The organism is Fictibacillus sp. 18YEL24 (assembly GCF_015903855.1).
In the GTDB taxonomy this organism is placed as follows: Bacteria; Bacillota; Bacilli; order Bacillales; family Fictibacillaceae; genus Fictibacillus; species Fictibacillus phosphorivorans_C.
In genome coordinates this window covers 377,737-402,248 of record NZ_JACZDT010000001.1, presented here as the reverse complement: position 1 = coordinate 402,248, position 24,512 = coordinate 377,737, and the positions used below count along the sequence as shown (strand labels likewise).

24 protein-coding genes, 1 other RNA gene and 1 other annotated feature are annotated in these 24,512 nt (G+C 38.6%); of the genes, 22 read left to right on the top strand and 3 right to left on the bottom strand.

Annotated features, from left to right (window positions below; genetic code table 11):
- The first annotated feature begins 48 nt into the window (after positions 1–48).
- From HU823_RS01970 to HU823_RS01950, 5 genes are all read left to right on the top strand, one after another.
- Positions 49–567, top strand: a complete 519-nt coding sequence (locus HU823_RS01970) for a GNAT family N-acetyltransferase (RefSeq protein ID WP_197220948.1) — start codon at positions 49–51, stop codon at positions 565–567.
- A 1-nt stretch (position 568) separates the two neighbouring features.
- On the top strand, positions 569–994 hold the full coding sequence (locus tag HU823_RS01965; RefSeq protein WP_197220947.1) for a flavoprotein: 426 nt from the start codon (positions 569–571) through the stop codon (positions 992–994).
- 8 nt (positions 995–1,002) lie between these two features.
- The gene (locus HU823_RS01960) at positions 1,003–1,491 is read left to right on the top strand and encodes a dihydrofolate reductase (protein ID WP_197220946.1); all 489 of its coding nucleotides are present in this window, start codon (positions 1,003–1,005) and stop codon (positions 1,489–1,491) included.
- A 64-nt stretch (positions 1,492–1,555) separates the two neighbouring features.
- Positions 1,556–1,777 (top strand) — a binding site (T-box leader).
- A gap of 40 nt (positions 1,778–1,817) precedes the next feature.
- A complete protein-coding gene (locus HU823_RS01955) occupies positions 1,818–2,279 on the top strand; it encodes an HIT family protein (RefSeq protein WP_197220945.1) in 462 nt (153 codons plus the stop codon).
- Complete coding sequence (locus HU823_RS01950) at positions 2,266–3,069, top strand: protein phosphatase 2C domain-containing protein (protein WP_197220944.1); 804 nt, start codon at positions 2,266–2,268, stop codon at positions 3,067–3,069. Before HU823_RS01955 ends, HU823_RS01950 begins: the two co-directional genes overlap by 14 nt.
- A 47-nt stretch (positions 3,070–3,116) precedes the next feature.
- Here the strand turns inward: HU823_RS01950 and HU823_RS01945 are convergent, their stop codons facing one another.
- Positions 3,117–3,488, bottom strand: a complete 372-nt coding sequence (locus tag HU823_RS01945; protein ID WP_144700146.1) for a cyclic-phosphate processing receiver domain-containing protein — start codon at positions 3,486–3,488, stop codon at positions 3,117–3,119.
- 374 nt (positions 3,489–3,862) lie between these two features.
- On the opposite strand from HU823_RS01945, the gene HU823_RS01940 reads away from it, so the two are divergent.
- The 17 genes from HU823_RS01940 (at position 3,863) to HU823_RS01860 (ending at position 23,098) form a co-directional block, all read left to right on the top strand.
- On the top strand, positions 3,863–6,139 hold the full coding sequence (locus HU823_RS01940) for a DEAD/DEAH box helicase (RefSeq protein ID WP_197220943.1): 2,277 nt from the start codon (positions 3,863–3,865) through the stop codon (positions 6,137–6,139).
- Positions 6,129–7,394: a ribonuclease H-like domain-containing protein gene (locus tag HU823_RS01935; protein WP_197220942.1), complete on the top strand. Its 1,266-nt coding sequence runs from the start codon at positions 6,129–6,131 to the stop codon at positions 7,392–7,394. The genes HU823_RS01940 and HU823_RS01935 overlap by 11 nt, the downstream gene beginning before the upstream one ends.
- A gap of 412 nt (positions 7,395–7,806) precedes the next feature.
- Positions 7,807–8,367 carry a DUF1273 domain-containing protein gene (locus HU823_RS01930; RefSeq protein WP_144700151.1) on the top strand — a complete coding sequence of 187 codons (561 nt, stop codon included), beginning with the start codon at positions 7,807–7,809 and terminating at the stop codon, positions 8,365–8,367.
- A gap of 82 nt (positions 8,368–8,449) precedes the next feature.
- A complete protein-coding gene (gene gpsB / locus HU823_RS01925; RefSeq protein WP_137789389.1) occupies positions 8,450–8,764 on the top strand; it encodes a cell division regulator GpsB in 315 nt (104 codons plus the stop codon).
- A gap of 75 nt (positions 8,765–8,839) precedes the next feature.
- An RNA gene (gene rnpB, locus HU823_RS01920) (RNase P RNA component class B) lies at positions 8,840–9,250 on the top strand.
- A 134-nt stretch (positions 9,251–9,384) separates the two neighbouring features.
- Positions 9,385–10,533 (top strand): THUMP domain-containing class I SAM-dependent RNA methyltransferase, encoded by a 1,149-nt coding sequence (locus HU823_RS01915; protein ID WP_137789390.1) that lies wholly within the window; start codon positions 9,385–9,387, stop codon positions 10,531–10,533.
- 451 nt (positions 10,534–10,984) lie between these two features.
- Positions 10,985–11,164: a hypothetical protein gene (locus tag HU823_RS01910; RefSeq protein ID WP_144700245.1), complete on the top strand. Its 180-nt coding sequence runs from the start codon at positions 10,985–10,987 to the stop codon at positions 11,162–11,164.
- A gap of 101 nt (positions 11,165–11,265) precedes the next feature.
- Positions 11,266–12,786: a carboxypeptidase M32 gene (locus tag HU823_RS01905; RefSeq protein WP_197220941.1), complete on the top strand. Its 1,521-nt coding sequence runs from the start codon at positions 11,266–11,268 to the stop codon at positions 12,784–12,786.
- Positions 12,787–13,025: 239 nt separating this feature from the next.
- Positions 13,026–13,433 (top strand): CoA-binding protein, encoded by a 408-nt coding sequence (locus HU823_RS01900; RefSeq protein WP_144700249.1) that lies wholly within the window; start codon positions 13,026–13,028, stop codon positions 13,431–13,433.
- A gap of 226 nt (positions 13,434–13,659) precedes the next feature.
- The gene (gene parE, locus HU823_RS01895; RefSeq protein ID WP_231607281.1) at positions 13,660–15,600 is read left to right on the top strand and encodes a DNA topoisomerase IV subunit B; all 1,941 of its coding nucleotides are present in this window, start codon (positions 13,660–13,662) and stop codon (positions 15,598–15,600) included.
- 13 nt (positions 15,601–15,613) lie between these two features.
- Positions 15,614–18,058, top strand: coding sequence for a DNA topoisomerase IV subunit A (parC, locus tag HU823_RS01890; RefSeq protein WP_144700251.1), 2,445 nt, complete (start codon positions 15,614–15,616; stop codon positions 18,056–18,058).
- Positions 18,059–18,352: 294 nt separating this feature from the next.
- A complete protein-coding gene (locus HU823_RS01885) occupies positions 18,353–18,859 on the top strand; it encodes a metal-dependent hydrolase (RefSeq protein WP_197220939.1) in 507 nt (168 codons plus the stop codon).
- 84 nt (positions 18,860–18,943) lie between these two features.
- Positions 18,944–19,456, top strand: a complete 513-nt coding sequence (locus tag HU823_RS01880) for a type 1 glutamine amidotransferase domain-containing protein (RefSeq protein ID WP_197220938.1) — start codon at positions 18,944–18,946, stop codon at positions 19,454–19,456.
- Positions 19,457–19,571: 115 nt separating this feature from the next.
- Positions 19,572–20,393 carry an EcsC family protein gene (locus tag HU823_RS01875; RefSeq protein WP_144700259.1) on the top strand — a complete coding sequence of 274 codons (822 nt, stop codon included), beginning with the start codon at positions 19,572–19,574 and terminating at the stop codon, positions 20,391–20,393.
- 182 nt (positions 20,394–20,575) lie between these two features.
- Complete coding sequence (locus HU823_RS01870; RefSeq protein ID WP_144700261.1) at positions 20,576–20,809, top strand: hypothetical protein; 234 nt, start codon at positions 20,576–20,578, stop codon at positions 20,807–20,809.
- 84 nt (positions 20,810–20,893) lie between these two features.
- Positions 20,894–22,387 (top strand): amidase, encoded by a 1,494-nt coding sequence (locus HU823_RS01865; protein WP_144700263.1) that lies wholly within the window; start codon positions 20,894–20,896, stop codon positions 22,385–22,387.
- A 162-nt stretch (positions 22,388–22,549) separates the two neighbouring features.
- The gene (locus HU823_RS01860) at positions 22,550–23,098 is read left to right on the top strand and encodes a cysteine dioxygenase (RefSeq protein WP_197221362.1); all 549 of its coding nucleotides are present in this window, start codon (positions 22,550–22,552) and stop codon (positions 23,096–23,098) included.
- 52 nt (positions 23,099–23,150) lie between these two features.
- Here the strand turns inward: HU823_RS01860 and HU823_RS01855 are convergent, their stop codons facing one another.
- Together HU823_RS01855 and HU823_RS01850 are read right to left on the bottom strand one after the other, a co-directional pair.
- Positions 23,151–23,774 (bottom strand): sterol desaturase family protein, encoded by a 624-nt coding sequence (locus HU823_RS01855; protein WP_197220937.1) that lies wholly within the window; start codon positions 23,772–23,774, stop codon positions 23,151–23,153.
- Entirely contained in the window at positions 23,764–24,462 is a 699-nt protein-coding gene (locus tag HU823_RS01850; protein ID WP_144700267.1) for a GntR family transcriptional regulator, read from the bottom strand. Before HU823_RS01850 ends, HU823_RS01855 begins: the two co-directional genes overlap by 11 nt.
- Positions 24,463–24,512: the final 50 nt, after the last annotated feature.

The window sequence follows — 24,512 nt, the reverse complement described above, 5'->3', positions numbered from 1 at the left end:
TAATGAATACAGAAGGTTATTTTAAAATGAAGTGGAGGTAAAGGTTAAATGAACTCATTAAAGTCATTACATATTCAAAAAGCTTCTCTTGATGATCTTCAAATGGTTATTAGTCTATTAAAAGAATGTGCACAATGGATGAAAGACGGAAATATTGATCAATGGCGATATTTGCTAGAGGGTGGTGAAGATTTAGAAATCAAAAGTGCTATCGAAAGAAATGAGACATATACAGTGATGAAAAATGAACAATTGGTTGCTACCTTTACATTATCACCACAGCAAACAGAATGGGACGTGCATATCTTTGGGAAAGATGAGGTGGGAAATTGTCTATATTTACATCGATTAGCAGTGTCTCCGTCATGTATGAACAAAGGTATTGGAAAAGAAATCTTGAATTGGATTGAAATAAACGCAAATGAGAAACAAGACAAAGATAATATTATACTTGATTGTGTAGCAAATAATCGTAAGTTGAATCAGTTTTATGCTGATAATGGATTTCAATATATAGGCGAGAGTGATAGGCATAGTAAATATAGAAAACCACTTCTTAGGAGGTAAGATGAAAGAATCTTTTGATGAATTTTTTAAAGAGTACTTAGATAGTTGGAGACTTTTTTCATTAAAAGGAATTGAGAAGGTTGTTTCGCCTGATTATACAGCTCGTGAAATAAGGGGCAAGGAGGTATATGATTTTGGCTATGAAGAATCTATTGATGGATGGAATCATGCATTTAATGGGTTAAGAGGGAGGAACGCTGAGTGGATACTAGAAGATGATGTAATCGTATCTTTAAAAGAAGATGAGATGCTGGCAATTATTTGGGCATCGCTAATTATCGATGATAAACCTATAAAAACGGCTAGCTTGTTTTTTCAGACTTTTAGATGGGAACAAGGAAGTTGGAAAATGGTAAGAAGCTATATTGAGGCAGAAATACCAATAGAAAAGATGCTTAGTTTAAAGCTCACCACAACAGAAAGGTAAGATTCGCTATGAACTTTTCAATGATAGCTGCTATGGACGAAAATAGAGTGATAGGTAAAGACAATGATCTGCCTTGGAGGTTACAGAGAGATTGGCAGTATGTTCAAAAGATTACGATGGGAAAAACCATTGTTTTAGGCAGAAAGAATTTTGAATCAATTGGTAAAGCACTGCCTGGAAGGAAGAACATTGTGCTTACGAGAAAAAGAGAATTCTCACCCGAGAACTGTTTAATTGTGCATTCTACAGATGAGTTGCTACAAACATGCAGAGGCGATGAAGAAGTGTTTATTTTCGGTGGAGAAGAGATCTATACGCAGTTTATGCCTATGGCAACTAAATTATATTTAACAAAAATACACCATACGTTTGAAGGTGATACTTACTTTCCTGAAATCAATGAAAGAGATTGGAAAGAGATTTCTAGAGTCAAAGGGATAGAGGACAAGCAGAATCCTTACACCTATTATTTTCATCAATACATAAGAATTATGTGAGTCGAAAAAATCAACTTGACAGAAAATTCTAATCATCTTATCATTAGTAAAAGTTTTCCATCGTTTAAACATGATGATTAGGAGTAGTAGGGGTTTAACTTGTTGTTTAGAGAGCTGCAGAATTGGTGAGATGCAGTCAACAAATATCTTGAACTTACCTTGGAGTGGACAGACAAAAATGAAGTCTGTACGGTTAACCACCGTAATCAGGTTCTGAGGTTTGCGAGAATATTCTTGTGAACGAAGAAGAGTGGTACCACGTTAGGAATAGCCTTTCGTCTCTTTAGAGACGAGGGCTTTTTTTCTATTAAAGGGAGAGATGAAAAGTGAGTGAGGATTGTTTTATTTGTGCTAAACATAGAGGCACAATTGACACAGCAGGTGTGAAAATATATGAAGATGAATTTGTTTATGTTGGCCATATTGATAAAGGTGATCGCCCTTCTTATCTTGGTCATATTATGATTGATCTAAAGCGTCACGCACCAAGTCTCGGGGATCTTACTATCAAAGAAGCACATGCATTCGGTCAGATTATGGCTCGAGTAAGCCGTGCGGTGAAAGAAACTGAAAATGCAGAGCACATTTATGCACTCGTATCAGGTAATTCTGTTGCTCATCTACATATGCACATCGTCCCGCGTTTTCCCAATACACCAGAGGAATATTGGGGACCGAATGAAGTCTATGGTTGGGCAGAAGCTCCACTTGGAAGGAATGAAGATATTATTAAAGTTTGCGAACGTGTTAGAAATTATTTGGAGGAGAACACATATGAAGAATTCTAATTTGACCTGGGTTGGAAGTGATCAGACATTCGTTGATGAAATAGATATAACACGCGTACAAAATATTGCAGTAGGTAGATTTGGAGGTAATTCTGAAGCGGGTTCCTATAAAAACGAAGACGGATGTTTAGTATGGGGAAATGAAGCTGAAAATTGGGAATTCGCAATTGTTCTGGATGGACATAAGACAGCACAGAGTGTTGAACTCGTTATTAATCAATTTATAAAATACGAGAATGAGATCAAGCTTGTGCTCTCAGAATCTGCAGGTTCAGCACTAAAGAAATTAGATCATCTTATACTAGAACTATTCCAAGATCCTGTTTTTATGGAATCCTGCCGAAAGACAACGGGTGAAACAGCTTGTTTAATCGTTGTTCGAAAAGAAAAGTATTTATGGTGGTTTTCGGTAGGGGATTGTATTCTTCATCTATTTCATCCAGAACTGATAGCATTGGGTGAAAGGCAGCTTGTTCAGCGAAGTTTTTATGAATGGGTTGGTGAAGTTAATGCATTTGAACTTCCAGTACCTTGTTATAGTACGGGGAAGAAAGAAATGAGAAAAGGACTCAACCAAATTTTCATGACAACTGATGGACTGACTGAATGTCCAGGTGTTTCATTTGAAGAGGCAACAGAGGTTCAAAAAGTAATGAGCGCTATGGGATTGGATGAAGGCGTTAAGTTTCTTTTGGATGAAATTAAAAGAAATCATGTAAGAGATAGCACAACTATTATCGCCTGGTCTGTTGAAATAGAGGAAACAGCTAGTTTGCCAAGTGATCTGTAAAGCTGTTTCCTCCTAATCTAGTTTTAGTTATATATGAATGGGATCTATTATTTAATATCACTATAATGCTGAAGCACACGTGGCGGGATATATTTAAGTGGAAGTGGACGTAAGGAAACAATGATAGTGTGAGGCATGATTAAGTCTTTTTGAGCTTGTTTAAGACAGTTGTACATGTTTTTGCCACCAACAGAATTCGCAGAGTGGATGGTTATTCGATTGGCAAATAACTTTTCATTGATCATCATTTTTACGAGCATAAGTCCATTTCTTGTTCTGCTCAATAAATCGTGATCTAAAGACAGATGTTCAATGTCATGGTTCCTCAGAAGATTCATACATTCATCTATCGTTTCAACGAAGACATATCCTTCAGGGGGATTACGATAATCATCCATAAATACACTGATCTTTTTCATTTTCTTGCACTCCCTTCCTTCAACGGAGGGTGACTAAGAAAAGTCTAATACCCCAAGTTATTTTAATATATTAATTATAACACATTAGTCCAAGGTAAGTTTATCACGTGGTTTAAATGAAACATCGTTTACTCCTTCCGTTATTAGAATAAAAGATAAGTAAGTATTTGAATAAATTAAATATTAAATCATTAAATTCTTTGTCATTTTCATTTTTCCTTCAAGAAAAGTAGGATTATTATCAAAAATTAACAAATAAGACTTAATATTGTATGATTTTGTTGAAAAATCTCAAACAGGGCTTAAACATTTCAGTTTAAGTCCTTGTTTCTTTACGAACAAATATTCGTTAAAATAGTAGCGAGGTGGTATTTATGTTTCGAAAAAAATCTATTCAACAAGTTATGGACGTTTTAAGAGAGCCAGAGCTAGCTAACCAAATTGTTCATTGGAAAACAATCGAGCCACGAGAAGCGGTTTCTGTGCCACTTCCTGACTCTTTGCATCCGAATATTCAATCCGCTCTTTTAAAAAGAGGGATTTCTTCCTTATATATTCACCAGTTATCTGCATACGAAGCAGCTTTACGCGGAGAAAGCTTTGTAGCTGTTACACCTACAGCTTCAGGAAAAACGCTTTGTTATAACCTTCCTGTACTGCAAGAGGTCGCTAATAATCCTGAGGCAAGAGCTCTGTATTTATTTCCAACAAAAGCTCTCGCTCAAGATCAAAAGTCAGAGATGAACGAACTGATCGATGAGATGGGATTAGATATAAAAAGCTATACGTACGATGGAGATACACCAGCAAATATCCGACAGGTCGTTAGAAAAGCGGGAAACATCGTTATGACAAATCCAGATATGCTTCATGCAGCTGTTCTTCCACATCATACAAAATGGGTATCGCTGTTTGAAAATCTGAAATATGTGGTGGTAGATGAGCTACATACATACCGAGGTGTATTCGGCAGCCATGTGGCAAATGTCATCCGCCGTTTAAAGAGAATCTGCAATTTTTATGGCAGTGATCCCATTTTTATCTGTACATCAGCAACAATTGCGAATCCAAAAGAGCTGGCTGAGCAACTCACTGGAAATCCGATGACGCTTATTAATAACAATGGAGCACCAGCGGGTCGAAAGCATTTTCTTTTCTATAATCCGCCAGTTGTAAATAAACCGTTGAACGTAAGGCGAAGCGCTACGCTTGAAGCCAGGAATCTAGCAAAGCTATTCTTGGAAAATCATATTCAAACGATCGTATTCGCACGCAGTCGTGTACGAGTGGAAATATTGCTTACGTATTTGCAAGAACTCGTAAAAAAAGAGTTTGGTACGAAGTCCATTCAAGGGTATAGAGGCGGATATCTTCCTAAACAACGACGTGCTATCGAAAAAGGACTTCGTAATGGAGATATCATGGGAGTTGTTTCAACAAACGCTTTAGAATTAGGAGTAGATATTGGTCAGCTTCATGCTTGTATTCTCACTGGTTATCCAGGATCGATCGCAAGTGCATGGCAGCAAGCTGGGCGAGCGGGGCGTCGACAAGATGAGAGTGTTGTGATCATGGTGGCTTCCTCTTCTCCACTTGATCAATACGTGATTCAGAATCCCGATTACTTTTTTGAACGATCTCCAGAGTCTGCTCGGATGAATCCTGATAATCTGATTATTTTAGTTGATCATTTGAAATGCGCATCGTATGAGTTGCCGTTTCAAGAAAAGGAGAAATTTGGTGATCAAGAGATCGAGGATGTACTAGAATTTTTAGTAGATGAACAAGTGTTGCACAAGAGGGGGAAGCATTTTTATTGGATGAACGATTCTTTTCCTGCGCATAACATTTCACTTCGTTCTGCTTCTCAGGAAAACGTTGTGATCATCGATCAAAGTAATGTGGCTGATGTAAAAGTGATCGGTGAGATGGATCGCTTTAGTTCGATGACGCTTCTTCACGAAGAAGCGATCTACCTTCATCAAGGTACACAATATCAGGTTGAGAAGCTCGATTACGAAGAAAAGAAAGCTTTTGTTCGTGAAGTGGATGTGGATTATTTTACAGACGCAAACCTCGCTGTTTCTTTGAATGTACTAGAAGTAGATAAAGAAACGTCACATGAACAGAATGCTAAAGCCTATGGTGATGTGATGGTAGTAGCAAAGGCAACCATCTTTAAAAAGATTAAATTCGAAACACATGACAATATTGGTTCAGGACCGATTCATCTTCCGGAAGAAGAGTTGCATACATCTGCAACTTGGCTAACGTTTGAAAATAACGAGTTAAGTGATGAGAAGCTTGAGGCTGGCCTGCTTGGGATCGCACACGTTTTGCGTCATGTTGCTCCACTGTTCGTGATGTGTGATGCAAACGATCTTCACGTTGTCCCTCAGGTTAAAGCGGTTCATAACCAACAGCCTACCATATTTATTTATGACAGATATCCAGGTGGAATAGGACTTAGTGAAAAGGTGTATGGTTCTTGGGATACGGTTCTGGATCAGGCATTAGCTATGATTCAAAAATGTCCTTGCGAAAGCGGCTGTCCATCTTGTACGGGAACGTTAGAAGAAGGAAATAACAGCAAGAATCTTGCTATAAAATTGATCTTTCAAATCAAAGGAGCGACAGAACATGTCGATTAAAAACAAGCTGAATCGACTAAAAAAGCATATGGTCAACCCGGTCTTTGATTCTCCTGTTGAAAGTAAGCGAAATTTAGAAGATTCCATTGGTGAAAGAATTCAACATGCGGACTATTGGGAGAAGTTTGGAGCTTCAGCTTATTTTTTCGAAGATGATTATTGTATTGTTCGAAAAGTAAAATACCCTATAGATACCCAATGGGGACGTTATCGGTTTTCTGATGTTTTAAATGCTGTATCGAATTGGCAAGATGTTGATGCTGATCACCCACTACACGCCAAGAATCTTGACGCTTCTGATCTCTTGTTCTTTGATACAGAGACAACAGGTATGAGTGGCGGAGCAGGAAATACCATCTTTATGCTTGGAATGAGTCAGATTAAAGGAGATCATGTCTTAGTCCACCAATTCTTTTTGCCGGGTCCAGGATCTGAAGTGGCTCTTTACCATTATTTCTTAAATCATGTGAAGGAACTCCGGAACTTAGTCACCTACAATGGAAAATCGTTTGATTGGCCACAAGTGAAGACGCGGCACACTTTAATTCGTGATTTTGTACCTTCATTGCCAGAGTTTGGTCACTTTGATCTGCTGCACGGAGCGAGGAGGCTTTGGAAAGATACGTTACCAGCTGTAAAACTCTCTGTTGTTGAAAAAGAGATGCTGGGTGTGAATCGAATACATGATACACCTGGTTATCTTGCGCCAATGCTGTATTTTCAATATTGCAATGAAGGTGATCCTACTCTATTAGAAGGTGTTTTTCAACACAATGAGTGGGATGTTCTTTCTCTTATCACTCTTTATACACACATGTCTGGGATTGTAACAGGTAATGGTTTTAGAACTGAAAGAGAGACATATGAATCAGCAAGATGGTTTGAAGCCTTAAACCAAAAAGAACATGCGATGGCCCTCTACCAGGAAGTGCTGCAAACAGGAACTTCACTAACATCCCAATCAAAAAAATCTTTAGCCGCACTATACAAAAAGTCAGATGGGCTTGAGGTTTCTGTTCGATATTGGTTAGAGTTACTTGATGAGAATGATTTAGATGAAGAGCCGGCTATAGAGCTTTCTAAGTATTATGAGCATATTCAAAAAGATTATGAAAAAGCTCTTTACTTTGCAGTAATGGCTTATTCCAGGTGGAAGGAAAAAAAACGGTTAACGAAAAGGAAAGAAGAACAGGAAAAACAAGCGTTAGCGAGAAGAATCGAACGATTAGAACAGCGAGTCATCCAATATTCGTAAATATTCGTCAAATTTATGAATTCTTGCAAAATATCTCTTCTCAATTGGCTTTGTTTTTTGTAGAATATAAGAGGACATAAAAATGTTCTTAAGAAAATAAATTCCCCCTTTTTTTATTGCCCGGGTAAGCGCAAAAAACGCCATAAAAACTCATAATTCTACTGAGTTTTCGTCAATTTTCTAGAACGTTCGATTGTTTTCGCGCAATAACCGAAATTAAGAATAGGGAAATATATATTTTAAGCTATGGAGAGATGGTAAGTGAAGCAGTGGATTGTTGTTCTATTTTTTGTGATCGTCGGGTTAACAGTAATGATTGGCAATCAAATCAGTCACACAACACAAAACTTTTAATGAAGCCCCGGCTATAGACAGAGCCGGGTGTTTTTCATTAATAGGAGGTTTTCTAAACATGCTTCAAACACTGCTTGTCAGTGGCTACAAAGCTCATGAACTCGGTATTTTTAGTGATAAACACGAAGGGGTATACTACATTAAGAAAGCAATTGCTCAAAAGTTGGTCTCACTTCTGGATGAAGGGTTAGAGTGGGTAATCATCAGTGGGCAACCTGGTGTAGAAATGTGGGCTGCAGAAGTGGTATTTGAACTTCAAACAGAGTTTTCTGATTTAAAGCTAGCTGTTCTTACGCCGTTCTTAGAGCAAGAATCTCGTTGGAAAGAAAATGTTCAGGAAAAATATCATGAAATATTAGCTGGTGCCGATTTTGTTGATTCGGTTAGCCGCAAGCCTTATGAGTCGCCTGGACAGCTTCGAGCTAAAAATCAGTTTCTTGTACAAAAAAGCGATGCTGTCTTGCTACTTTACGACGAAGAAAAAGACGGTTCACCGAAGTATTATTTAGATGCAGCCAAACAAAAGCAGGAAATGGACAATTCGTACGAAATATTTTATATTACTCCTTATGACTTGGATGTTCTTGTACAAGAGGAACAATACAATCGTAATGAATAAATGAATCTAAAGTCGAAAAAAATTGACATTTAGGTCAGGTAGTGAAAAAATAATTTTAGAATCTTTGTGTGAGGTGATTCACATGAGTGAACAGCGTTTTCATTTAACGGCGAAAGAAATTTTGGAAAAAGACTTTAAACAAGGCTTTCGTGGCTATGATCAAGACGAAGTAGACAAATTCTTAGATCTTATTATTAAGGATTATGAAAATTTTCAAAAAGAGTATGATGCAGTTGTTCAAGAAAACAATCGACTGCGTAAAGAAGCTCAAAATTCTACTGATCATCAGCAAACACGCAGAATGTCTGCAGTAACTTCAAGCACGACGAACTCCGATATTCTTCAGCGTTTGTCTAACTTGGAAAAACATGTTTTTGGCAGTAAACTGTACGATTGATTCCAGTAATTATCCATTTGTTTTATTACATTCAGCATGCTATAATGAATCTTGCTTTTAAAAATTAAATCAATAGCGTTCGGGTAATCGCTGGATCTGATTTTTCAGGTTTAGAGGAAAGTCCATGCTCGCACGGATCTGAGATGACCGTAATGATCGTGCCTGGCCAAAAAATAAGCCAGGGTAGATTGGTTTGCTTGAATAAAGCTTACTGAACTAACGGCAGGGAACGCACCTAAGTCTTAATGATATGGTGTTAATACCTTGAAAGTGCCACAGTGACGTAGTCCCGATGGAAACAGAGGGAGTGGAACGCGGTAAACCCCACGAGCGAGAAACCCAAATTATGGTAGGGGAGTTTCCCATTTCGGAATTGAACGATTGGGAGAACAAGAAGCCAAGGCTTTTTGTAGATAGATGATTACCACCGGTGTACGAGGCTACCAGCCGCTTGCAGTACTAAGGAACAGAACATGGCTTACAGAACGTTATTGGTACCTAAATTAAAGCTGAATGAGGGCCCCGTTTACCGGGGCTTTTTCTATTTACATAAAAAAGTGCAGCTAAATAAGGGTATACTTATTAACATAAGAATTGATGATAATTAAGGAGTTCATATTATGACACAATTACGACTGCTAGCAACAGCCGCTATGGGATTAGAAGCACTCGTAGCCAATGAAGTTCGCGCTCTAGGTTTTGAAAATGTAAAAGTTGAAAACGGTAAAGTTTATTTTGATGGTGATGAGAAGACGTTAGTCAAAGCTAACTTATGGCTAAGAACGGCAGATCGCGTAAAATTAGTGGTCGGTGAGTTTAAAGTGGAGACGTTCGATGAACTCTTCGAGCAAACGAAAGCACTTCCGTGGGCTGATTTTATACCTGAAGATGGGGAATTCCCTGTAATCGGCCGATCTGTTAAATCCAAACTGTTTTCTGTATCTGACTGTCAAGCAATCGTTAAAAAAGCAGTAGTTGATAACTTGAAAACAGCTTATAACCGTAAGACGTGGTTTCCTGAGGACGGAGCTTTGTATCGTATTGAGGTTGCGATTCATAAAGATATTGCGACATTAACGCTAGATACGAGTGGTACAGGTCTACACAAGCGTGGATACCGTGAGTTGCATTCAGGTGCGCCGATTAAAGAAACGATGGCTGCAGCTCTAATCATGCTAACGAATTGGACACCTGATAAGCCTTTCGCAGATCCTTTCTGTGGATCTGGAACATTGCCGATTGAAGCTGCGATGATTGGACAAAACATCGCACCAGGACTAAATCGTGAATTTGCTTCAGAAAAATGGAACTGGATTGATAAAAAGGTCTGGTATGAGGCAGTTGGAGAAGCTCAAGATGTTGCGAAATACGATCTTCCTCTTGAGATTCAAGGATCTGATATTGATCATAAGATGATCGAACTATCTAAGAACAATGCAAACGAAGCTGGATTCGAAGACTTTATCACGTTTAAACAGATGCAAGTACGAGATTTTACGACCAGAAAAGATTACGGATGTCTTGTTACAAACCCGCCTTACGGAGAGCGACTAGGTGAGAGAGAAGAAGTAGCACAGATGTATCGTGACCTAGGTATGGCGATGAAACCGTATGATACATGGAGTGTGTACGTAATTACTTCAAATGAAAAATTTGAAGAATATTATGGCCGTTCAGCAACAAAAAAACGTAAGCTTTATAACGGAGATTTGAAGACGGACTATTATCAATACTTTGGAAAACGTCCGCCTAGACAGCACCAGAGCTGATTAGTGCGTTTTGAATAATTGGTGTAGGTAGTCGCGAGAGAATGTCGAAGATTGTAGACTCGCGGATAAAAGCCCATAATTTGTGGATTGAGACGCAAAACTCGTGGATTGAGCTATAAAATTTTTGGATTCAAGCAGTAAACTTTAGGATTCAATCGCCCAAAACGATAAGGAAGGCTGACTTTTTTGATTGAGTCAGCTTTTTTTAATGAGAATCATAAGACTAATAGCAATAAAACTAAAAAAATTTCACGTACCGTACATATTTAAGATTTTTTAATACAAAAAACACAAGAAATAAGGATTATGAACCAAACTACACATACTCGCTGCTACATTGATTCAATCTTTATAAAACCCTCACCACCACCAATTACTGAAACAAAGTTTAAAGACCTTATAAACGCGTACATACTATGCCTATCCATTAAATTAAAGGCAGGTTATTTCTATGTACTCTCAATTTAACCATTTAGATAGCATTCAAAAGGCATTACAGAACCTACAACCACACCTGGAAGATCATCATAAAGCCGAAATTCAAAGTCTTCTTCATCAATCGATTGGTCACGTAAACAATATTGATTCGTCCTTTGCTGCGTATGCAGAACTATTCAAGGAAGAATTTTAGAAAAAATAAAAACGACCAGCAGGACTTTTTTATTGCGTCACGAATTCTTATAACGGTATGTTTTTAATGAAACAATGAAACCGTGAAGGGATGGAATTGTAATGACACAAACAAAAGTTACTGTTGAAAAAGAATTCTTAGATTATGTAAAAAAAATGGTTCACATCAATGAAGCGATCGGACTCATGTATTGGGACCTTCGCACAGGCGCACCTAAAAAGGGTGTCGAACAACGTTCAGAAGTAATCGGAACATTATCATCTGATGTATTTGCAATGTCTACTTCTGAAGAAATGAAGAATTATATCGAAGAACTTTCTAAGTTAGATGTACAGGACTCTTTGTCTGATGTTACGAAAAAGACGCTCCAAGAAGTAAAGAAAGATTACGAGCGTAACGCTAAGATTCCTCCTGCAGAATTTAAAGAGTACGTTATTCTTCAATCCAAAGCTGAATCAGTATGGGAAGAAGCGAAAAACGCGAATGATTTCTCCTTATTCCAACCGTATTTAGAAAAGCTTGTTGATTTCAATAAGAAATTCATTGGCTATTGGGGATATGAAGGGAATAAGTACAATACACTCTTAGATATGTATGAGCCAGGGGTTACGGTTGAAATTTTAGATGAAACGTTCTCAAAACTTCGTGATCGAATCGTACCATTGCTTCAGAAAGTAACAGAAGCAGGGCAACCTGATACAAAGTTTTTATTTGAACATTTTCCGAAAGAAAAACAAAAGGAATTCAGTTTGCATGTATTAAAAGACATGGGTTATGATTTTGACTCTGGTCGTTTGGATGAAACGGTTCATCCGTTTGCGATCGGATTGAATCCTGGAGACGTTCGTGTAACGACAAAATATATGGAAAATGACTTCCGAACGGCTGTTTTCGGAACCATCCATGAAGGCGGTCACGCACTTTATGAGCAAAATATATCCAATGAGTTAGTTGGGACACCACTTGCTACAGGTACATCGATGGGCATTCACGAGTCTCAATCTCTGTTCTGGGAGAACTTTGTAGGTCGTCACTTTGGTTTCTGGAAGAATCAGTACAACATGCTTAAGACTGTTTCAGGTTCACAGTTTAACGGTGTAGAGCTAGAAGAATTCTATCGTTCTATTAACGTGGTTGAGCCTTCACTCATTCGTATCGAAGCTGATGAGATGACATACCCACTTCATGTTATTGTTCGTTATGAAATTGAAAAAGGTTTGTTTAACGATGAGATCGAAGTAAAAGACCTTCCACGTATCTGGAATGAGAAAATGCAAGAGTATATTGGTGTAACGCCGAAGAACGATGCAGAAGGTGTCCTTCAGGATGTGCATTGGTCAGGCGGAAGCTTTGGTTACTTCCCATCCTATGCTCTTGGGTATATTTATGCAGCGCAGCTTAAACAAGCAATGCTTAAGGATATTCCTGAATTTGATGCACTTATGGAGTCTGGCACCCTCTTGCCGATCAAAGAATGGTTAACGAAGAACGTTCACCAATATGGAAAGATGAAGAAACCAATCGAAATCTTAAAAGACGTAACAGGTGAGGGACTTAATCCAGATCATCTGATCGCTTATTTCGAAAAGAAATACAGTGATATTTACCGCTTAGAGAACTAATTACACCCTACCGGCGGACTCGAATGTATTTATCGAGAATGCCGGTTTTTTACATAATCTGAAAGTATAACCTGTTTTCAGGATGACATTTATTATTACAAAAAATTTATGATCAACGTATAAGTTCAACTAACGCTGTCCTGAAAAGTTTGGCATGACCCAAGTTTTCTTTATGAAAATGTTTCATTTGTACAGATTTTGTCTAAAACTATATAAAAAGACACTAGGAGGAAATATTGATGGGAGCTGCAACGACACAAGATATCCAGAACTTGTTAAAATTAAGAAAACGCATTGCTGTAGTCGGTCTATCTGATCAACCTTTTCGTACATCATATATGGTTTCAGAATATATGCAGAGTGCCGGTTACGAGATTATTCCCGTAAATCCTAATGTCAAAGAGGTTTTAGGGCAAAAAGCATTTGCAACGCTCGAAGAAATTGATGGCCATGTTGATATTGTCAATGTATTTAGACGCAGTGAGTATTTACCGGAAGTTGCTCGTTCTGCAGCGAAAATTAAAGCTGGTTTCTTTTGGGCACAGCTAGGACTTTACAGTGCAGAAGCAGAAGAGATTTTGCAAAGTGCGACGATTCCTTATATTATGGATAAGTGCATTAAAGTGGAACATGCTATGATACGGTAGTAATGAACCACCCGCAATTATACGGGTGGTTTTCCCATGCTATCTAGTCATGTCACTTTTTTATCAGAAAATATTCTTTTCGACACTAAAGGTTTTCAGTCGATATACCGAGAAATAAGAGGAGAATATACAGACAACAGTAGTATAGAAACAAACGTTCTGCTATTATAGTAGTACTGCAGCAACGCGAAAGGAGCAACACAACTTGGCTAGTAATAAGTCATTAATGGAGTATAACGATGATGCCATACAGGTGCTCGAAGGTTTAGAAGCCGTTCGAAAGCGTCCAGGTATGTATATTGGAAGCACGGATGCTAGAGGCTTGCATCACCTCGTATATGAAATTGTAGATAACGCTGTTGATGAAGCTTTAGGCGGATTCGGTGATTACATACATGTGAAAATTCACAAAGACAATAGTGTGTCGGTATCTGATGATGGCCGCGGAATGCCTACAGGTATGCACAAACTTGGAAAACCAACTCCTGAAATTATTTTTACAGTTCTTCACGCTGGAGGAAAGTTTGGTCAAGGTGGATACAAAACATCTGGAGGCCTGCATGGTGTAGGTGCTTCAGTAGTAAACGCCTTATCTGAATGGTTGGAAGTAACGATCCACCGTGACGGCAAGACCTATCGTCAGCGTTTTGAGAATGGCGGTAAACCTGTAACAACTCTTGAAGTGATCGGAAATACACGTAAGTCTGGAACGACCGTCCATTTCAAACCAGACCCGACCATGTTTTCTACGATCAACTATAACTATGAAACATTAAGCGAACGATTACGTGAAGCAGCATTCCTGTTAAAAGGGATCAAGATCGTACTTGAAGATGGACGTAACGGTGAAAAAGAAGAGTTTCAGTTTGATACAGGTCTTGAAGCATTCGTAAAATACTTGAATGAAGATAAAGACTCTCTTCACACGGTTGTGAGTTTTGAGGGGATACAAAATGAGATCGAAGTAGATTTTGCGTTTCAGTATAACGATGGTTATGCAGAAAACGTATTATCGTTCGTAAACAACGTTCGAACTAAGGACGGCGGAACGCATGAATCGGGTGCGAAAACGGCGATCACTCGAAGTATTAACGAATACGCTCGAAAAACGAACATGTTAAAAGAGAAAGATAAAAACTTAGACGGATCTGATATACGTGAAGGTTTAACAGCTGTTGTTTCCGTTCGAATTCCAGAAGAATTTCTGCAATTTGAAGGGCAAACGAAGAGTAAGTTAGGCACAAGTGAAGCACGTTCTGCTGTAGATGCTGTAGTAGCGGTTAAACTGGCGTATTTCCTAGAGGAAAATCCTGCAATTAGTGAAATGCTCATCCGTAAAAGTATTAAAGCCGCACAAGCACGTGAAGCAGCACGAAAAGCACGTGAAGATGCTCGAAACGGTAAAAAGAACAAACGTAAGGATTCGATGTTAAGCGGTAAATTAACTCCAGCTACATCAAAGAATCCTGAACGAAATGAACTTTATCTTGTTGAAGGTGATTCTGCAGGCGGATCGGCTAAGCAAGGAAGAGACCGTAAATTTCAGGCGATTCTTCCGCTAAGAGGAAAAGTAATCAACACAGAAAAAGCTAAGCTTGCTGACATCTTCAAGAACGAAGAAATTAATACGATCATTCATGCGATTGGAGCTGGAGTGGGCTCTGATTTTACATTAAAAGATGTGAACTACGATAAGATCGTAATCATGACTGATGCAGATACAGATGGTGCCCATATCCAAGTGCTATTACTAACTTTCTTCTATCGCTATATGAAACCGCTTATTGAAGAAGGAAAAGTGTTCATCGCACTTCCTCCACTTTATAAAGTAAGTAAAGGGACTGGTAAGAAAGAAGTCATCGAATATGCTTGGGATGAAGACGAGCTTAGAGAAGCACAGAAAAAGATCGGAAAAGGCTATATCATCCAGCGCTATAAAGGTCTAGGTGAGATGAATGCTGACCAATTATGGGAAACTACGATGGATCCTGATACACGTACCTTGATCCGAGTAAGAATTGATGACGCTGCCCGTGCTGAAAAACGTGTATCTGTCCTAATGGGAGATAAAGTAGAACCACGACGAAAGTGGATCGAAGAACACGTTGCGTTTGGCATAAACGAAGAAACTAATATACTAGATAACGAGAACTTGTCAGCATTCTGAGGAGGTTTAAAGATTGTCACTGCTTGAGAAATTTAGAGAGCTGCCGTTAGAAGACGTAATCGGCGACCGCTTCGGAAGATACAGTAAATACATCATTCAGGAGCGTGCATTACCTGATGCAAGAGACGGCCTGAAGCCCGTTCAGCGCCGTATTTTATATGCGATGTTCGCAGAAGGAAACACGAACGAAAAACCTTACAGAAAATCAGCAAAAACGGTCGGTAACGTAATCGGTAACTATCACCCACATGGTGATTCTTCCGTTTATGAAGCAATGGTTCGTATGAGTCAGGACTGGAAAGTAAGAAATGTTCTGATTCAGATGCACGGTAACAACGGTAGTATTGATGGAGACCCTGCAGCTGCGATGCGTTATACAGAAGCTAGACTATCTGCAATCGCTTCTGAACTGCTCCGTGACATTGATAAAGAAACAGTAGAATTCGCACCAAACTTTGATGATACAACCGAAGAGCCGGTCGTATTACCAAGCCGTTACCCAAACCTGTTAGTCAATGGATCAACAGGGATCTCGGCAGGTTATGCGACAGATATTCCGCCACATCACCTAGGTGAAGTAATCGATGCGGTTACGATGCAGATCGATAACCCCGACGTTTCTCTTGAAGAGTTAATGACCGTGATCAAAGGGCCAGATTTCCCAACAGGCGGAATCGTTCAAGGTCTTGATGGCATTAAGAAGGCGTTTGAAACTGGAAAAGGCCGCTTTATCATTCGTGCAAAAACAGAGATCGAGAGCTTAAAAGGCGGTCGTCAGCAGATCGTCATTACTGAAGTTCCTTTTGAAGTGAACAAAGCGAACCTCGTTAAGCGCATGGATGAGTTGCGTTTAGATAAAAAAGTAGATGGTATCGCCGAGATACGCGATGAGACAGATCGCACGGGTCTACGAATCGTGATCGAGCTTCGTAAGGACGGTAATGCAGAAGGAATTCTAAACTATTTCTTTAAAAATACCGATCTTCAAGTCTCCTATAACTACAACATGGTAGCGATTCATAACAAGACACCGAAGCTGATGGGTTTGAAGGCAATTCTTCATTCTTACATCCAGCATCAAAAAGAAGTTGTTACTCGAAGAACACGATATGATCTAAGAAAAGCAGAAGAGCGTTCACACATCGTTGAAGGTTTGATCAAAGCTATTTCCATCTTAGACGAAGTGATTGAAACGATCCGTGCTTCTAAAGACAAACGAAATGCAAAAGACAACATCATCGAAAAGTTCCAGTTTACAGAACCTCAAGCTGAAGCAATTGTTACGTTGCAGCTTTACCGTTTAACGAATACAGATATTACGACGCTACAATCGGAAGCTGAGGAATTAGCGAAAAAAATTACGTATCTTCGTTCCTTACTAGACAGTGAGAAGAAGCTGTTTAACGTTATCAAAAAAGAGATGACTGAGGTTCAGAAGAAATACGCTGATCCACGCCGTACAATTATTGAAGCGGAAATTGAAGAGATCAAGATCGACATGGAAGTCATGATTCCGTCCGAAGATGTTATGGTAACTGTTACAGAAGATGGATATGTAAAACGCTCTAGCGTTCGTTCATACAGTGCTTCAAACGGAGAACCGCCAGGCATGAAGGATACAGATTCTCTTCTCATGGCGTCTCAGCTTAACACAACAGAAACGCTTCTCATGTTCACGAACAAAGGAAACTACGTTTACCTACCTGTGTACGAGATGCCTGAGATTCGTTGGAAAGACATGGGGCAGCACTTAGCAAGTCTTGTTGGACTTGATAAAGATGAAAGACTGATCAAAGCATACCCAATAAAAGAGTTTGCAGAAAATCAATACCTTATCTTCTTTACTAAGCAAGGTATGGCTAAGAAAACAGAACTCAAATCTTATAAAGCAACACGATATAACCGTCCATTAATGGCTGTTAAGTTAAAAGCAGATGATGAAGTCGTAGACGTTTCATTAACAAACGGAGAGCAAGATGTTTTCATTACGACTCATTTTGGATTGGGACTATGGTTTGCAGAGGAAGAAATCTCCATCGTTGGACAAAGAGCGTCTGGAGTTAAAGGAATTAACTTGAAAGCTGGTGACCATGTGGTTAGCGGATTTGCGCTGCCAGAAGATCCAGAAAAAGCACAAGTTGTTATTGCCACACAGCGTGGTGCGCTTAAAAAGATGAAGATCTCTGAATTTGAAAAAACATCACGTGCGAAACGTGGACTTGTGATGGTAAGAGAATTAAAATCAAATCCTCATCGTATTGTGGGAATGAAGTTAATAACTGCAGATGATACACAGTTTGTTTTAGAAACAAGTTCAGGTAAAGTTGAGAAGATTTCACCAGCGAACTATAAGCCAGCTGATCGATATAACAATGGATCGTTCGTTGTGGATACAGGTGAAACTGGTCCTATTACTCGAATTAAATCATTGGTTTCAACTGAACAATCAAAAGAGTAGCTCTTGCTGCTCTTTTCTTCTTTTTTTGTTTGACAACTTGGAAGTTTGAAAGTGGTTGATTTCCGTTCCAGGATGCTCGCTTTCCGGGGGGCGTGCGGTGAGCCACCTCGACACTTTGTGTCATTAGGTGTCTCACCTGTCCCGCTGATCCCCCAGGAGTCTCGCACCTTTCACTCCAATCACCTTTTTCAATGAAGAAATAAAAGAAAAACGATTAGAGCTATTATTTGTTTGTAAAGAGAAGGAAAGATTAATTGGAAAAGTACACAACCAGAGAAATGAGAGATTCATAACATGAAGAGCAACACACATTTACTTGGAGGCGTTGTAGCAGGGGCTGCTTATAAAGCATTTACCGATGTGCCTCCGGAGACTCTGCAGCATGAGCTGACTTTTTTCGGTGCGGCTGTTCTAGGCAGTTTGCTTCCTGACCTTTGCCATCCAGGATCATATTTAGGTAAGAAAACGGTTTTTCTTTCAAAAACGATTTCTAAGACATTTGGTCATCGTACGATAACTCATAGTTGGATTATGATATTATTATTATGTTTATTGCCACAATGGATAGACTGGCGATTTGAAGAAACTCTAAGCATCGGCTTGGTAGTCGGAGTACTTTCACATCTCGTTTTGGATGCTGCAACATCGAGAGGTATTCAGCTTCTGTATCCACTGCCCATTCGTTTTCGTTTTCCATTCTACACAAAAACAGGTTCAAAAACGGAAACAAACATAGCCTCGTTACTTGGTTTAATAGCCGCTGTATTAATGATTCATCTATATATCGTGTCCTTGTTTTAAAGCAAGAATTTAAAAAGGGGTTTAATATACTTCCTCAATGGTAATACAACAAATGTACACACAAAATTGAGGAGTGGTTAAAGAATGGCTAAAATTGCAACAGTACTCGCAAACATGTTTGAAGATGTAGAATATACGGAACCAGCAAAAGCGTTTCGTGAAGCTGGCCATGAGGTAACCGTTATCGGCTCAGAAAAAGGTGCAACACTTGAAGGCAAACAAAAAGAAGCACAAGTAACAACCAATGCTTCAATTTCGGAAGTGTCACCTGAAGATTATGACGCGCTTTTCATTCCTGGTGGATTCTCGCCTGATATCTTAAGAGGTGATTATCAATTCATTCAGTTTACGAAGCATTTTGCTGACGAAGGAAAGCCTGTATTTGCAATCTGTCATGGACCGCAGCTCTTGATTTCTGCAGAGGTTCTAAATGGCAGACACATTACAGGGTATAAGTCCATTCATGTTGATTTGAAGAATGCCGGAGCAACAGTAAAGGATGAAGAAGTAGTAGTGTGTGGAGGCAATCTAGTAACAAGTCGTCAACCAGATGACATTCCAGCTTTTATTCGCGAATCCTTAAAAACTTTACAATAATATTTTGGATAGAAGTACCGTCTAGAATTTAATTCTAGACGGTTTTTCATGTGTTGAAACTAAAATCAGCACAAAGCGTACAATAGGTATGAAAATATAGATGGGATGAAGGACTATGGAATCAAAAGAGTATTTATTAAAAGAACTTCAACAGATCGAGAAATGGGAGAAAGATCAAAAAGGCTTGTGGTTCTGGGAGCGAATCACTCGGCTGCCGTTCAAGCTGCTAGATAAAGTGACACCTAAGTTTATTCAAAATAAAATTGGGACACTTCTCGATGAAATTGGTGGTTACATACAAAACGGTGGTCAATATCTATCTAAAGAGAAATCTGTATTTCAGTTCTTCGAAAAACAAACAGGTAGAACGATAGTAGAGTTAGCAGACTTTAAAACAATACCTTTAGAAGAAATGAAGAACGTTTCTTTGGAGTTAGCAAACAAACGAAAAAGTGCAGCAACCCTTCAAGGAGCCAGTACTGGAATTGGAGGTATCTTCACATTAGCCATTGATATACCTGCTATCTTAGCAATCTCTTTAAAGACCTTACAAGAAATCGCGATCATACACGGTTATGATCCAAACGATAAAGAAGAACGAGTCTATATCCTTAAATGCCTTCAGTTCTCTACGTCTGATTATGTAGGTAAAGAAGCGATTCTTAATGATCTTGCGGCAATTAGTGAGGACGAGATGAAATCAAGAGAAGTTATTTCTCAAATTCAAGGTTGGCGCGAAGTCACATTAACATTTACAGAGTCATTTGGCTGGAAAAAGCTTTTTCAGATGGTACCCATTGCAGGGATTATCTTTGGAGCTTTCGCGAATCGTTCCATGATCAATGATCTTGCAGAAACAGGAACAATGCTTTATCAAAAAAGAAGAATTGTAGAAAGGTTAAAGATTGATACGACCCCTGGTATTGAATCGAATTAAATAGAATATATGAAAAAAGACATTTCTATAATCTTTAAGAAATGTCTTTTTTGTGATCTGGTTTTACACTAATGATAAACGTATTCCTATTTAGAAGGACAAATGAACGTGTATGTGGAAAAATACATGTATTACACAAAGAAAGAAATGTAAATAGTAGAACGTAAGCAGGAGACGAGAATATGGAACATATTGATAAAAGAAACCGGTTGGAAGAAAAACCTTTTAGTTACCGAGAAACAAAAGATCATAACGTATTTTTAGATTATTACGGTAGACAAGTAAAAATTCTTAAAGGAAAAGAAGCTGAAAAGTTTTTAAATCGAATACGAACAGCTGAAAGTGAAATGGCAGAACAGTTAATTATGGCTAAAATAACCGGCAATTTCAAAAGGGGTAATGAACGAAAATCATGACATGACTTCATTTCCATGAGGTGCATAAATTCTATTAAACAATGATTGTATAGCATTCTCATCAAAGTTTTAGGAGTGAAATAGATGAAAGGATTCAAGTACAAAGACTATGATGGGTTAGGACTTGCTGAGTTGGTTAGAAAAAAAGAAGTTCAGCCCATTGAATTAGTTGAAGAGTCCATTAAAAGAATTGATACTTTAAATCCGAAAATCAATGCTGTTATTAACATGATGTATGAAAAGGCGCGAGTGATGACCGCAAATGAACAAAGTGGACTCTTTGCTGGTGTACCAACTCTATTGAAGAATATTTCTCAAGAGGTGGAAGGTGAGCCAATTACTGCAGGCTCTAAAGCTTTTCTTTCTTACCGAGCAAAAACGGATTCTGAATATGTGCGGAAGTTAAGAAAAGCAGGTGTTTTATTTCTCGGACAAACAAACGTACCGGAGTTTGCATTAGTCGCTTATACAGAACCTGTCCAATATGGACCAACACGCAATCCGTGGAATTTAAACCATACGCCAGGAGGGTCAAGTGGGGGCTCAGCTGCTGCAGTCGCTTCTGGTATGGTACCTTTTGCTGGAGCGAATGACGGTGGAGGTTCTATCCGGATTCCTGCCTCCTATTGTGGCTTGTTTGGATTAAAACCAACAAGAGGCAGAACCCCAGTCGGACCTAATCTAGGCCGCTCATGGCAAGGAGCATCAGCTGAACACGTCATAACACGAACCGTTAGAGATAGTGCAGCGATGCTCGATCAATTGCAGGGCCATGAAAAAGCAGGTGCCTTTCATACGCCGAGATTTGAAGGAAGTTTCCTTAACTCAGCTAGCACCCCACTAAATCGAACGTTAAGAATTGCTTATTCTGTCTCATCTCCGATAGGTACTGAAGTTCATCCTGAATGTAGAGATGCTGTTATAAAGTCTGCAAAATTATTACAGTCAATGGGACACGACGTGGAAGAAGTTGATGCACCTGTTGACGGACAAAAGTTAGTGAAGAGTTATCTCATGATGTATTTTGGAGAAACTGCTGCCACTATAACGTCACTGGAAAGTATTCTAGGTCGGAAAGCAACCTACAAGGATGTAGAACCTTCTACTTGGCTGCTTGGGTTGCTCGGAAAAGCAACTTCAGCAGAAGAATTTGTACTCAGTATAAGAGAATGGGACAAAGCAGCATTACAGATGGAGACCTTTCATGAAACTTACGATCTTTATATTACGCCAACCACTGCCTCTCCTCCGGCTAAGATTGGAGAGCTTCAGCCAACCACTTCAGAACGATTTCTTATACGTACTGTCGGTCAAATCGGGTTAGGAGGCTTATTGAAAAAGGCGGGACTCGTTGATCAGATTGCTCGAAAAAATCTGGCTCGAACTCCTTTCACTCAGTTGGCGAATCTAACTGGACAACCGGCTATGAGTGTTCCCCTTCATCTTACAGAAGAGGGACTACCGATCGGCGTGCAGTTCATGGCAGCTAGAGGTCAGGAGAGTTTGTTACTGCAAATGGCTGGAGAACTTGAACAATCTGACCTTTGGATAGATGTGCGTCAAAATCCGTTGTTTTAATACTTGTAATCCTTTTAATCGCCTACCTCTTGCTAGGCGACTTTTTATTCCCGCGGATCATTTTACTTTTACATAAGTGACAAGTACATGTTCATACAATAAAAGTGGTTCTATGCTCTCTTTCAATTTAAATAATCAATAAAAGGAGGTAACAAGTTGAAAATGATTATAAAGTCAATGAACATACTGGATTCATTGAGAGATCCTTCGAAAGAAGAACTCAAGACAGCACTCATTTCTTTAAATATAGACCTCGAGGATGTCAAAAAAGAACTGAAAACCTCAGAGAGTAAACCGTATTATAGAAAACTTTTATATCAGAACGAAAACGTAGAATTATTGGTAATGAATTGGTCTCAATTAGAGTGTGCCCCACATGATCACGGTTCTTCTCATGGTTGGATCAAAGTGCTTAATGGTTCTTCCGAAAATACTGTTTATGAGATCGGTGAAAATGGGCTACCTTCTGAATTATTTAGAACGACTCATGCTAAAGATAAAATTTTTTTCGCACCCAAAAAAGGCATCCATAAGATGATGGCTGAAGAAAATACCGATCTCGTCACACTTCACCTTTATTCACCACCAATAAGTGGTATGAAAGTATATGATCTTGAAAAATGTTCGGTATGTGTAGTCTCTGATGATTGCGGAGCATGGTGGCCAGATGAGCAGCGTCAAAAGTTAAAAGAGATTCAGTTGAATTCTTGAGTAACAGAAACGAAGTCCAATTAAAGGCAAAGCTTAATTGGACTTTTTCTATTCACTCTTTATTTCTCTTTTCTAAGTCTTTAGCAGTATCACTTAATTCAACCTCTTTTTCATCCTTTAAAGTCCCAAATAATACATCGATAAAGGGAGTTGAAACGCCGTACCAATAGTTTTCGTTTTTATAATGATGCAAGGTATGTGTCTTTTTAATCCATCTGCCAAACTTGGTTTTCGGCTTCAGCGGACGGTGAGCCACATAATGTTTCCATTCATAGACAAAAAACATAAATAAAAGACCGATTGAAAAAGACAAGGTGTGCTCGATTGATTGTGTGAGAAGAAAAAGGAGAGTGGATAAAAGAAAGAGGCTAGGAACGCTATACCAAATTGGCAAGAATAATAACTTTAATTCATTGGGCTTTTTATGATGATCATAGTGTAATCTTTTTATTAATTTGAACAAAAATGTATTTCTAGGTGCTTTAATATGAAAGAAAAAACGATGGGTGAGATATTCGCTAAACATGTAAATCAAAATACCAAGTGGAAAGAAAAGTAGAACTTTTGTCGTAAGGCTCATCGTAAATAAGAAGCTGATAATTAGGAAGAAAATAATTATCATAACTAAAATATCAAAATGTAAGAAAAAATCTCGATACATCCCTTTACTCTTCATTATTCCTTCCTCCATTCATCTTTTTCTTCCAAAGATCTAGACTATCTTCCATCATAGTTTGTGTTATCTTTTCAGTTCCTTCAATGTCACCGGTTAATATCGATTCCAAAAGTGCTTCGTAATATTGTTTAGAAAAAGATCGAGAGTAAGAATCATTGAAATATTTGAGTGCCATTCTGTAATAAACATCTTTAAAGCTATTTAAAATCAGGCGATAGATTGGGTTAGGAGATAACTGAGCAATATCTTGCTGTAAATTAAAATCAAAAATGGCATATGAATCTGGTTCATCTTTCAATTCATCCAGAGATGAAAACAAAGATATTAGTTTTACTCGGTTATGATTAACCGCATCTTTTATATATGTTGGAGTTAGAGAAATCCTAAGTTCAAGCATATACACGATAAACTCATCAGGAATTTCGTCTTGCAGTTGAAGGATATTGACGATCGTCATTAAGTTACCTTGTTTCCAATAATCATTTATCGTGGCTGGCATTCCTTTTTGAAAAATGATCCAGCCATCCCGCTCTAATCGTTGCAAAGCCTCTCTAATTGTTGGTCTACCTACACTATAGAGTGATGATAAATCTCTTTCAGATGGAATGGATTCATGAATGCCTAATTTTCCTTGTAGAATGGATTGGATGATTTGTTGTTTAATCCTTTCAGAAGAACGCTTCTTCATGGCAAGTAACACCTCATTCTTGTGGTAATACCAATTATCGATGCTGGTAT